At 45.6% G+C, this 12732-nt stretch carries 8 protein-coding genes and 1 tRNA gene; 4 read left to right on the forward strand and 5 right to left on the reverse strand.

The features are described from left to right. Positions 1–40 precede the first annotated feature (40 nt). Positions 41–307 carry an RNA-guided endonuclease TnpB family protein gene (locus OCV77_RS16620; protein ID WP_334307695.1) on the reverse strand — a complete coding sequence of 89 codons (267 nt, stop codon included), beginning with the start codon at positions 305–307 and terminating at the stop codon, positions 41–43. A 344-nt stretch (positions 308–651) separates the two neighbouring features. Next, positions 652–1497, reverse strand: coding sequence for an Rpn family recombination-promoting nuclease/putative transposase (locus OCV77_RS03615; protein ID WP_262573425.1), 846 nt, complete (start codon positions 1495–1497; stop codon positions 652–654). Positions 1498–1852: 355 nt separating this feature from the next. On the opposite strand from OCV77_RS03615, the gene OCV77_RS03620 reads away from it, so the two are divergent. From OCV77_RS03620 to OCV77_RS03640, 4 genes are all read left to right on the forward strand, one after another. Further along, a complete protein-coding gene (locus OCV77_RS03620) occupies positions 1853–3493 on the forward strand; it encodes an ABC-F family ATP-binding cassette domain-containing protein (RefSeq protein WP_118797654.1) in 1641 nt (546 codons plus the stop codon). A gap of 8 nt (positions 3494–3501) precedes the next feature. Beyond that, a complete protein-coding gene (locus OCV77_RS16410; RefSeq protein WP_317246614.1) occupies positions 3502–5181 on the forward strand; it encodes a Cof-type HAD-IIB family hydrolase in 1680 nt (559 codons plus the stop codon). A gap of 120 nt (positions 5182–5301) precedes the next feature. Continuing rightward, positions 5302–5373 (forward strand) — tRNA-Glu (locus OCV77_RS03635). Between the two features lie 172 nt (positions 5374–5545). After that, positions 5546–6433 (forward strand): DegV family protein, encoded by an 888-nt coding sequence (locus tag OCV77_RS03640; protein WP_262573427.1) that lies wholly within the window; start codon positions 5546–5548, stop codon positions 6431–6433. Between the two features lie 50 nt (positions 6434–6483). Here the strand turns inward: OCV77_RS03640 and OCV77_RS03645 are convergent, their stop codons facing one another. The 3 genes from OCV77_RS03645 to ispG are packed head-to-tail and all read right to left on the reverse strand — an operon-like array spanning position 6484 to position 12724. Continuing rightward, positions 6484–7038: a manganese efflux pump MntP gene (locus tag OCV77_RS03645; RefSeq protein ID WP_262573428.1), complete on the reverse strand. Its 555-nt coding sequence runs from the start codon at positions 7036–7038 to the stop codon at positions 6484–6486. 41 nt (positions 7039–7079) lie between these two features. Further along, on the reverse strand, positions 7080–11648 hold the full coding sequence (locus OCV77_RS03650) for a PolC-type DNA polymerase III (protein ID WP_262573430.1): 4569 nt from the start codon (positions 11646–11648) through the stop codon (positions 7080–7082). A gap of 17 nt (positions 11649–11665) precedes the next feature. After that, positions 11666–12724 (reverse strand): flavodoxin-dependent (E)-4-hydroxy-3-methylbut-2-enyl-diphosphate synthase, encoded by a 1059-nt coding sequence (gene ispG / locus OCV77_RS03655; RefSeq protein WP_262573431.1) that lies wholly within the window; start codon positions 12722–12724, stop codon positions 11666–11668. Positions 12725–12732 lie beyond the last annotated feature (8 nt).

Raw genomic sequence — 12732 nt, forward strand, 5'->3', positions numbered from 1 at the left:
CGTTAATTCGGGCAGTCCCTGCCCTATTTATTACTTTTTCTTATGCTATTTGCCTTAGTCCTTCTGCCAGTATATTTTTTGCACCATTGATATCCCTGTCATGTTCCGCTCCACATTTCGGACATATCCATGTCCTCACCGACAAATCTTTCGTGTCCGAATTCTGATACCCACAAGCAGAACATATTTGACTGCTGGCATAAAATGTATCTATTTTGATGTATTTCCTGCCATTCCATTTTGCCTTATACCCTAACTGTCTTGTCAGCTCATACCATGAAACATCAATTATAGACCATGTTCCCATAACGCAAGTATAGCACAAGCCACCACTTTAGGCTACCTTATCCCACCGTCTAAAGCCAGTGGGTTAAGGTAGCCCTATTTCAAGCTGTTTTTCTTACTGGTGAAATTATCCAGTATAATCTGCAGGATCTTTTTCAGTCTCTTCCACAATTTCAGATATTGCCCTCTGATCCTGTCCTCTCTTCCAAGCTGAAAGTTGATCAGGGTGGCTACGGCATATCATGATCGGATGATCTGGATCTCGATGCAGAAACCATCTGGGAAAATGAAAATCTCATTTATCTCTAAATAAAGAAAAGGAAAGTCTCACCTTTGTGTGTCTTTCCCTCTTTACCTAATTCATGGTCATTCCTTCCAGTATTTTTCTACATAATTCCTTGCTGTTTCCTCAGACAGTTCAAACTTCTTCATAATAGAAGAAACTGTCTCTTCTTTCGTGTGTTCAAACTCATGGCAGGTCTCAATTAATGCTATGATGCCCTGTTTGCGTCCAAGTTCCATTCCCCGCTGAATTCCTACGTCCAGAATATCCATCTTTACTGCCTCCCACTCTTCCGATTCTTTCACTTCATTCACAATCCGATCCAGTTCCAACAGTCTTTCATCTTTCACTTCAATCTCCGGATTATCTATATCCGTATTTTTCATATATTGTAACAGACTGATCAGCTCCGGGGAACCTTTTTTACTGGTCATGTTCAGAAATATTTTAGTGATGCCATCATCCAGTTTCAGTCCTGCCACTTCTTCGCATTGCTCTGTAAATGTGTATCTGGCTAAATCCTTTTGAAAAATATCTTCCTGCGTAATAAAAATAATCGTTGTAGATGGCAAATCCCTGTATCTGGTACGTTTCCCTGATCTGAGAAGCGGCCTGTCCAGCATTCCCTGATAATACCGGGATCTCTTTGGCATAGAATCCTGATGTCCCTCATTCTGCATTTCCATATCAAAAATCCTCTGATCTTTTGTTTTTGCCCATGCATCCAGACGGATTGCCCTCTTACCACTTTTATTCAAAATAACTTCTTCCACCTTGACCTGTTCAATCTCAATTTCCGGCTCATCCATGATAATACTCAGTGTATTTCTATAGGCCTCCCTATTCTTCATAACAGTCAGAAACAGAGCAAAATCACTGAGATTGGAAACAACCTCCTCTGCATTAATTCTTTGTTTTTCTTTTGTCATATACCTTCCCTTCTGCAGGAAGTCTGCCAAAAGATTCTTCACACTTCCTGCCCTATTCATGATAAAAATATGTGTAATGCGACAGAAACTGCCAAGTGTGCGATATGCACAGTTAAAAGTAAAAAGATAAACAGATTCTTTTATGTTTACAGATTATCAAAATACAGGTTGTCTGTCAACTCTTTTTTCCTCTTGCATAACCATTTTATCTCAGTGCAGAAAAATCACTCTGTCCTGTCTGGAACAGAAAAGAAAAATTCCCTCCAGTGCTTATTTTCCTTGAAAATCCGGCATTTTTATGTATAATGAATAAGGTGACTTTATCAACAGTTATGAAAGAAAATGAGGTTTTGATATGATACAGGCAATCAATGTAACCTACAGAGTTGGAAAAAAAGCATTATTTGAAGATGTAAACATCAAATTTACCGAAGGCAACTGCTACGGACTGATCGGTGCCAATGGGGCCGGAAAGTCTACCTTTTTAAAGATCCTCTCCGGACAGCTTGAAACTACAAACGGTGAAATCGTGATCACACCAGGACAGCGTCTCTCCGTTCTTGAGCAGGATCACTTTAAATATGACGAATATCCTGTTATGGATGTTGTTATCATGGGAAATGAACGCCTTTATGAGATCATGAAGGAAAAGGATGCCATCTATGCCAAGGAAGATTTCTCCGATGAGGACGGTATCCGTGCCAGCGAGCTGGAGGCTGAATTTGCAGAAATGGACGGCTGGGAGGCAGAATCCAATGCCGCTACCCTGTTAAACGGTCTTGGTATTGATCCAGAGTACCACTACTCCCTGATGAAGGATCTGAATGGTAATGAAAAGGTAAAGGTTCTCCTTGCAAGAGCCCTCTTCGGAAATCCGGATATCCTTCTTCTCGACGAGCCTACAAACCACCTGGATCTGGATGCGATTGCATGGCTTGAGGAATTCCTGATCAATTTTGAAAATACAGTCATTGTTGTATCCCATGACCGTTACTTCTTAAATAAGGTATGTACCCATACCGCAGACATCGACTATGGCAAGATCCAGCTCTATGCCGGAAACTACGATTTCTGGTATGAATCCAGCCAGCTGCTGATCAAGCAGATGAAGGAAGCCAACAAGAAAAAGGAAGAAAAGATCAAGGAGCTGCAGGAATTTATTTCCCGTTTCTCTGCAAATGCAAGTAAATCCAAGCAGGCTACCAGCCGTAAGCGTGCACTGGAAAAAATTGAGCTGGATGAGATCAGACCCTCCAGCAGAAAATATCCTTATATTGATTTCCGTCCGGAACGTGAAATCGGAAATGAAGTTCTTTCTGTTGACAATCTGACCAAGACCATCAATGGCGAAAAGGTACTGGATCACATTTCCTTTATCCTCGGACACGATGACAAGGTCGCTTTTGTAGGCGGAAATGAACAGGCCAAAACCGTTCTTTTCAAGATCCTTATGGGTGAAATGGAGCCGGATGAAGGTACCTACAAATGGGGAGTTACCACTTCCCAGGCTTACTTCCCCAAGGACAACACAGAAGAATTTGACAATGATTATACGATCGTAGACTGGCTTACCGGCTACTCTCCCATCAAGGACGTTACCTATGTCCGTGGGTTCCTGGGACGTATGCTTTTTGCCGGAGAAGACGGTGTGAAAAAGGTAAAGGTTCTCTCCGGAGGTGAGAAGGTAAGATGTCTTCTTTCCAAAATGATGATCAGCGGTGCCAACTGCCTGATCCTGGATGAGCCAACTAACCACCTCGACATGGAATCCATCACTGCCCTGAACAACGGACTGATCAAATTCCCCGGCGTGGCTCTTTTCTCCTGTCATGACCACCAGTTTGTCGAGACAACCGCAAACCGTATTATGGAGATCCTTCCAAATGGAACCCTGATCGACAAGATCACTACCTACGACGAATATCTGGCAAGTGATGAAATGGCCAGAAAGAGAACAGTTTATACCAAACAGGACGAAGACGAAGAGGATAACTAAAAGCTTTTATGAATATTGTAGATTTACATGTACATTCCACCAAATCCGATGGCAGCTATACCCCTTCCGAACTGGTTGAACATGCCATAGAAAAGGGACTTTCTGCCTTTGCTCTGACAGATCACGACACCACCGCCGGTATTGATGAAGCCATTGCGGCTGCGGCAGGCAAGCCCATTGAAGTAATTCCCGGCATCGAATTTTCTTCTGAATATGAGGGACGGGATATCCACATCATAGGCCTGTATCTGGACTATAAGAGTGACTTCTTTCAGAGAAGGCTGGTAAACTTTGTCAATGGCAGGATCATGCGGAATCAGGAAATGTGCAGACGGCTTCAGGAGCATGGCGTTGCCATTACTTATGAAGAACTGGTTTCAGAATTTCCGGGCAGTGTCATTACCAGAGCCCATTACGCCAGATATCTGCTTTCCCACGGCTATGTTAAAAGCCTGAAGGAGGCCTTTGACCGCTATGTTGGTGACAACGCCCCCTGCTTTGTTCCAAGGAAAAAGATCACACCCATGCGGGCTGTGGAAATCATCCTGAAGGCAGGCGGTATTCCCATACTGGCGCATCCAATTCTGTATCATATGAGCAGCGCCCGCCTTGATAAGCTCGTTGCTTCCCTGAAGGAAGTCGGCCTTATCGGGATCGAGGCCATTTACAGTACCTATGCTCCCAGCGAGGAAAGGGAAATACGCCGGCTGGCTGAAAGGTATGATCTCTGTATCAGCGGTGGCTCCGATTTTCACGGCAGTGCCAAGCCCGGCCTTGATCTGGCTACCGGTTATGGCAGGCTGTTTATCCCGGAGGAGGTTCTTGTGAACCTGAAAAGAAAGCATGCGGAAATGAAAGCCCATCCGGAGGCTTTCCACAGAAATAAAATACTCTTTACCGATCTGGACGGTACCTTTTTAAATAAGGAAAAACAGATCGGCGATTATACCAGAGAGGTCATGGATACCTTTACAAAAGCCGGCAACAAGCTTGTGCTCTGCTCCGGCCGGGATATCAACAGTGTCCGCAGCGTAAAGGAATACCTGCACCTAGATTACCCGGGAATGTATCTGATCGGCTATAACGGCGGCCAGATCGTGGAATGCGATACTGGAAAGACACTTTACCGGATTGCGCTTACCTATGAACAGGTATGTCATATCCGGGAAGCTGCCAGCCAGCATGGTCTCCACTTCCATACCTACAGCGATACCAATATCCTCTCTCCCTGCGATGATGAGGAGCTGCACTTTTATCAGCGTACGATCAAGACCCCTGTCATCTTCAGCCAGGATCTCCATGAGATCAGGGACTGTGGTGCCTGCAAGTGTCTTGTGATCGCCATTGACAGACATGAAGAGCTGGAAGCCTTTGTCAGGGATCTTTCGTCGTGGGCTGAGCAGGAACAGATCACCATGGTATTTTCCAATAATAACTACCTGGAGATTTTCCCCTCTGCTTCAGGCAAGGGAGCTGCTGTCAGAAAGCTCTGCGAGCTTTTAAATATCAGTCCGCTGCTGTCTATTGCTGCAGGGGATGCGGAAAATGATATTTCCATGATCGAGGCAGCCGGGATCGGTATCGCCATGTACAATGCCTCTGATGATGTCAAAGCAGCTGCTACCATGGTCACTGCTTTGGATAATAACCACGATGGCCTTGCCCGGGAGCTGCTTGATTTGGTCTAATTATTATATTTTTCCTGTTAATTTGTGAGATTCAAAAAATTTTATATTTTTTTGTAATTTCCTCTTGCATTATTCTTCTAAGTATAGTAATATAAGCAAGTACGGTACGTGAGTACCTGTGGCTCGTTGGTCAAGCGGTTAAGACGCTGCCCTCTCACGGCAGAATCAGCGGTTCGATTCCGCTACGAGCTGCTAAAGCACTGAAAGAGATTTCAGTGCTTTTTTTGTGTAACAATACAGACAGACTGATCTGCTGGTTTTCCCCTCAGAGTTTCTACTCAGATTTTCATCTACTGTTTGCGATGTACCAGGGAATATGTTACACTTTATGTGTTAATGTAACTGAAAGGAGCTTACTTAGACTATGGCTGATTACGTACTGAGCTGCTGTTCCACAGCAGATTTATCAAAAGAATACTTTACCACACGTGATATTAAATATGTCTGCTTCCATTTTGAACTTGGAGGCACTGAATATCTCGATGATCTTGGAACTTCCGTTCCCCCGGCAGAGCTATACCGCCGCATGGTTGCCGGTGAAGGCACGAAAACCTCTCAGGTTCCCGTCAAGGAATATGAAGATTTGTTTGAAGAATCCCTTTCCCAGGGAAAAGATGTGATCCATCTTACCCTCTCCTCCGGTATTTCCGGAAGCTATAATTCTGCCTGTATAGCCAGGGACGAAATGCAGGAGAAATACCCAGACAGGAAGATTTATGTGATCGACTCTCTTGCTGCTTCCAGCGGTTATGGTCTTTTAGTTGACGCCGCTGCTGACAGACGTGACGAAGGAATGAACATTGATGACCTGTATACATGGATTGAAGAAAACAAGCTTCGTATCCACCACTGGTTCTTCTCCACTGATCTGACCTTCTATATCAGGGGAGGCCGTGTTTCCAAAACAGCCGGTTTTATCGGAACGATCATGAACATATGTCCTCTCTTAAATGTAAGTAATGAAGGGAAGCTGATCCCCAGGGAAAAGATCCGTACCAAGAAAAAAGTGATCAGACGGATCGTTGATCTGATGAGAGAAAATGCAGACAACGGTACTGATTATACTGGCAAATGCTTTATCAGCCAGTCTGAGAGCATGGACGATGCCAAAGCTGTTGCTGATCTCATTGAAGCCGAATTTCCAAAGCTTGACGGCAAGGTGCAGATCTACCCTATCGGTGCTACGATCGGCAGCCACACAGGTCCTGGAACTGTCGCACTGTTCTTCTTTGGTAAAAAGAGAGAAAATTAGAAGTAAAAGGCATAGCCGCACTAGTGACTATGCCTTTTTCCAGCTTCTGTTTATAAAATTCCAAGTCCTTCCAGCAGGATCTTCGCTCCGATCACGATCAGAATAATTCCTCCGCAGACCTCTGCCTTCGCCTTATATTTCAGTCCAAACAGGCTTCCGATCTTGACTCCGGCCGCTGAACACAAGAACGTGATCGTTCCGATGAACAGAACCGCATAAATGATATTTACCTCAAGAAAAGCAAAGGTAACACCTACCGCCAGTGCATCGATGCTGGTTGCAATTGCAAGAAGCAACATTGACTTCACAGTCATGGAATTGTCTACCTTTTCCTCACTCTTTGACTCCCGGATCATATTCACCCCAATAAACGCCAGAAGAACAAAGGCGATCCAATGTGAATACTTCGTAACCATGTCTGTGAAAAAGCTTCCCAGAAAATACCCGGTCAGCGGCATCAGTGCCTGAAAGCCGCCAAACCATGCGCCTGCAATGCACATGTGCTTCCAGCTGATTTTCCCCAGTGACAAGCCCTTACAGATCGATACAGCAAATGCATCCATTGACAATCCGATTGCCAGTACAAACAACTCTGTAATTCCCATTTTCAATTCCTCACAATCCACGGACAGCAGCTGAACCGTCATCATACAAAATCAAACAGACTGATCTGATTGGACTCCGGCAGCTTGCCGAGAAGGTTCAGGGAATCCATCAGCTCCACAATCGTCTTGGACACCTTGGTCCGTTGCCGGAAGTCATCCTTTGACAGGAATGGTCCATCCTTTGCAGCCTCCACAATGGCATCCGCCGCAGCTTCTCCGAGCCCATCAATACTGTTTAAGGAAGGCATCAGCTTACCATCTACGATCTGAAAGCTTCTGGACTTGGCTGAAAAAATATCGATCGGAATAAAGTCATAGCCTCTGGCATACATTTCCAAAACGATCTTCATATCCTTTAAAGACGCCTGTTCCTTTTGGGAAAGGGTATCCTCTCTCTTCTTGTAATCCGCCATGACATTTTTCAGATGCTGCATACCCTGACACATCAGCTCATAGGAGAAGGCCTTGGCACGTATGGAGAAAAAGGCTGCATAATATGCCAGCGGATAATTGATCTTACAATATGCGATTCTCCATGCCATCATAACATAGGCCGCCGCATGAGCCTTTGGAAACATGTACTTGATCTTCTTACAGGAAGCAATATACCAGTCCGGCACATCCTTTTCCTTCATGGCTGCCTCGAATTCCGGCTTTAAGCCCTTACCCTTTCTTACACTCTCCATAATGGTAAAGGAAAGGGCACTGTCTACCCCCTTATTGATCAGATAGATCATAATATCATCACGGCAGCAGATGCAATGTGAAATATCCGCTGTGCCTTCCAGGATCAGTGTCTGGGCATTGCCAAGCCATACATCGGTACCATGACCAAGTCCTGAAATACGGATCAGGTCAGAGAAGCATTTGGGCTTGGTATCAAGGAGCATCTGGATAACAAAATCTGTACCAAACTCCGGGATTCCAAGAGAGCCTACCGGGCACCCGTCAATATCGTCCGGTGTGATCCTAAGGGCACTGGTATTCTGAAACAGAGACATAACACCCGGATCATCCAGTGGAATCGTAGTCGGATCGATCCCGGTCAGATCCTGCAGCATACGGATCATGGTAGGATCATCATGGCCGAGAATATCAAGCTTTAACAGGTTATGGTCAATGGAGTGATAATCAAAATGAGTCGTGACAATATCTGTCGTCATATCATTTGCCGGATGCTGCACCGGCGTAAAGGAATTGATATCCTCTCCCACAGGCAGCACGATAATACCGCCTGGATGCTGACCGGTACTTCTCCTGACACCGGTACATCCGAGCACGATCCGGTTGATTTCACAGGAACGTTTCCTCTTTCCCCTTTCCTCATAATAATTTTTCACATAACCATAAGCCGTCTTATCTGCCAGGGTTCCTACTGTACCGGCACGATATGTCTGTCCGGCGCCAAAAATAACCTCTGTATATTTATGAGCCTTACTCTGATACTCTCCAGAGAAATTCAGGTCAATATCCGGCTCCTTGTCTCCCTTGAATCCAAGAAAGGTCTCAAAGGGAATATCAAATCCATCCTTTACAAGGGGTTTTCCGCATACCGGACAGATCTTATCCGGCATATCGCACCCGGCATTTCCGGCAAAGGCCTTTACCTCCGGGGAGTCAAAATCATAATAGTGGCAATTCGGACACCGGTAATGGGCGCTCAGGGAATTAACCTCTGTAATACCAGCCATGAATGCCACAAGAGAGGATCCTACCGATCCTCTGGAGCCTACCAGATAACCATCCTCCACAGACTTCCACACCAGCTTCTGTGCAATGATATACATAACCGCAAATCCGTTGCTGATAATGGAGTGCAGCTCCTTGTCCAGACGATCCTTTACGATAGCTGGCAGCTCCTCGCCATACAGCTCGTGTGCTTTATTGTAACAGATCTCCGTCAGTGTCTTATCACTGTCCGGAATGACAGGCGGACACTTGTCCGGTCTTACCGGACTCATGACATCGATTCTGTCGGCAATCTTATTGGTATTGGTGATCACCACTTCCCTTGCCTTGTCACTGCCAAGGTATTCAAACTCCTTCAGCATTTCCTCTGTTGTCCTAAGATACAGCGGCGCCTGGTTATCAGCATCATCAAAGCCCTTTCCTGCCATGATGATCCTCCGGTAGACCTCATCCTCCGGATCCAGGAAATGGACATCACAGGTTGCCACCACAGGCTTGTTGAACTCTTCTCCAAGTGCTACGATTCTGCGGTTAAAGTCCATGATATCCTCTTCACTGTTTACTGCAGGAACCTTGGGAGAATCAATCATAAAGTGATTATTGCCAAGAGGCTGGATCTCCAGATAGTCATAAAAGTTCACGATCCTGGCAATCTCCTCCTCTGCCTTGCCATCCAGAAGCGCCCTGTACAGCTCGCCGGCCTCACAGGCACTGCCAAGGATAAGACCCTCCCTGTATTTCAAAAGAAGGCTCTTTGGCACCCTGGGATGTCTGTTAAAATACTGAAGATGGGAAGCCGAAACCAGCCTGTACAGATTTTCCCTCCCGATATTATTCTCTGCCAGGATGATCGCATGATAACTGGTCAGCTTTTTGATGATATCCGGACTGGATTCCCCAAGGGCATTGATTCTGGAAAGAGTGTCCGCTCCCCGTTCTCTCAGCATGGCTGAAAACTTCAAAAAAATATGAGCCGTACACTCTGCATCATCCACAGCACGGTGATGATTCTCCAGCGAGATGGAAAGTGTCTTTGCTACTGCATCCAGTGTATGCTTGGCCTGGTGTGTCAGAAGCACTCTGGCAATTCCCAGTGTATCCACGAAGGTAAACTTACGTGAAAGCCCCTGTCTTTTGGCATTTTCCATGATAAAGCTCATATCAAAATTGGCATTATGCGCTACCAGCACAGCATCCTGGCAGAAATCCAGGAACTGTGGCAGTATCACCTCAATGGGAGGGGCATCCATAACCATGGAGTCATTGATACTGGTCAGCTTTTCTATTTCAAAGGGGATCGGTACTCCCGGGTTCACAAAAACGGAAAACCGGTCTGTGATCTCTCCCTGCTGGATCTTAACTGCACCAATCTCTATGATCTTATTATTCACAGGAGAAAATCCCGTTGTCTCGATATCAAATACGACAAAATCTGCATTCAGATCCTGTCCCTCATCTCCGGTAACGATCTCCTTGAGATCATCTACCAGATAGGCTTCCATTCCATATATGACCTTAAAGAAATCCTGCTTATCCGGATTCGGGTCACCTGCTTCGATCCGCTTTGCCTTTTCTGCCTTCCACAGATCCTCCCACACATGATTGGCATCCGGGAAGGACTGCACAACCCCATGATCCGTAATGGCAATCGCCGGGTGTCCCCATTTATAGGCACGTTTTACAATATCCTTGGCTTCGGATACGCCATCCATATCACTCATCTTGGTGTGGCAGTGAAGCTCCACCCTCTTCTGCACACTGGTATCACTTCTTGATGTTGTAAAGTCCGGGATCTTCTTAATACCGGCTATAGATCCAATAGTCAGCTCATTATCAAACCGGTCGATCATGGTCACACCCTTCAGCTTGACAAAGGCTCCTGCCTTCATCTCTGCTGTGATCTCCTTCACCTGATCATTTCTGGCAAACATCTTGATCGTCATGGTATCGGTAAAATCTGTCACATCAAACATCAGAATGGTCTTCTCATTCTTGATCTCACGGCTGTCATAACGGATGATCTTACCACGGATCACTATCTCTCCCATATCTCCGATAATTTCTTCAATGGGTATCGCCTCTTCTTCAAAGTCACGTCCATAGATCACATCCGGATTATCAGAACGCTTTACAGACCGGTTAAAATCACCCTTCTTAAAGTCACCTTTTTTGAATTCACCCTTTTTAAACTCCTGTTTTCCGGGTGCACCTTCGGAAGGTCTTCCAGATGCTTTCATCTCCGGTGTCCCTGCTTTCACTTCCACATCTCCTGGCTTACCTTCTGTACCGGTGCCTGTCATCACTGGCTGCATATCTCCTTTAGACAGTCCGTCTTTACTGCCGTAAACTCTCGCCGTGATCTCTGCTACCTGTCTGGCGATCTGAAGCTCATCCTCTTCCTTATATTTACCGGTCTTCTTTGCCTTATAAGCTGCTGTAATATGAACTGCAAATCCACACCTTTCATTAAGGATCTTCTGCAGGATACGGATCAGTTCATCCTTCCGGCTTCTTGCCGGAACCGTATCATCAATGGTCAGATGGATCTCCCTCTCGTCAGGATAGGAAATATCTGCCCCTTTGAAAATATTATATTCTACCGGACTGTAATTCTTCAGTTCAAGCAGAATGCTGTCCCTGTACAGCTCCATCAGCTTCTCCGGCGTATACTGACCTGAAAGCTGGAACCTTTCATACAGCTTTACCCTGACTGTATAATCCTGGAAAAACTGCTTTTTTATCTCGTTTTCAACCTTCAGGACATTTTCCTTCTGGATCAGATGACGGGAAAGAAAGGTGACCCTGATAAGCTCCCTGCTCTTTGTCGTGGTCACCTTTTCGATCTCAGTCTGTTCAAACAGATCCTGATTTTTCTGATCTAATTTCAGTTTAGGAAATACCTCAAAAAACTGTTTTCCCATACCTTACCTCTGTTTCTTTAGTTCTGCCAATGATCCAGCTCATCCTTAAGCGCCGCCAGAAGCTCCTTCTCCGGTACCTTCCTGATGATCTCACCCTTTTTGATCAGAAGACCTTCAGAAAGTCCTCCTGCTATACCAAGATCCGCCTCTTTCGCTTCACCAGGGCCATTTACCGCACAGCCCATGACAGCTACCTTGATATCCAGTGGGTAATCTGCTACCAGTTTTTCTACCTGATTGGCCAGCCCGATCAGATCGATCCTGGTTCTTCCACAGGTGGGACAGGAAACAACCTCGATTCCGCCTTTGCGAAGTCCAAGTGTCCGGAGGATCAGCTTTGCTGACTTGATCTCCTCCACCGGATCACCGGTCAGGGAAACCCGGATCGTATCACCGATCCCCTTGCTTAAGATCAGTGCCAATCCGATGCTGGACTTGATATTTCCGCTGATCAGGGTTCCTGACTCTGTGATTCCCACATGAAGGGGATGATCTGTTTTCTCTGAAAGCAGCTCATGTGCCCTGACACACTTAAGGACATCTGATGATTTTATACTGATCACCAGATTGTCATAATCCATATCTTCGATCATATGTACCTTATCAAGAGCACTTTCCACGATCCCCTCTGCAGTAACACCATGGTATTTCTCCACCAGCTCCTTTTCGAGAGATCCACTGTTTACACCTACGCGGATCGGAATATTCCGCTCCTTTGCAGTCTCTACCACAGCTCTTACTTTTTCTTCTGAACCGATATTTCCGGGATTAATCCGGATCTTGTCGGCTCCGTTCTCCATAGCAGCAATTGCCATCTTATAATCAAAATGAATGTCTGCTACCAATGGAATGGTAATCTGTTTTTTGATTTCACGGATCGCCTTAGCTGCTTCCAGCGTCGGTACGGTGCAGCGGATGATCTCACAGCCAGCCCTGGTCAGTTCCTTTATCTGGGCAACAGTAGCTGCCACATCTTCAGTTCTTGTATTTGTCATGGACTGGATCAGAATAGGATTTCCTCCTCCTATGATCCTGTCTCCTATTGCTACGGTTTTTGTCTGCTCTCTGGTGAACATAATGACCT

Origin of the sequence: Suilimivivens aceti, assembly GCF_025567405.1 — a bacterium.
In the GTDB taxonomy this organism is placed as follows: Bacteria; Bacillota; Clostridia; order Lachnospirales; family Lachnospiraceae; genus Suilimivivens; species Suilimivivens aceti.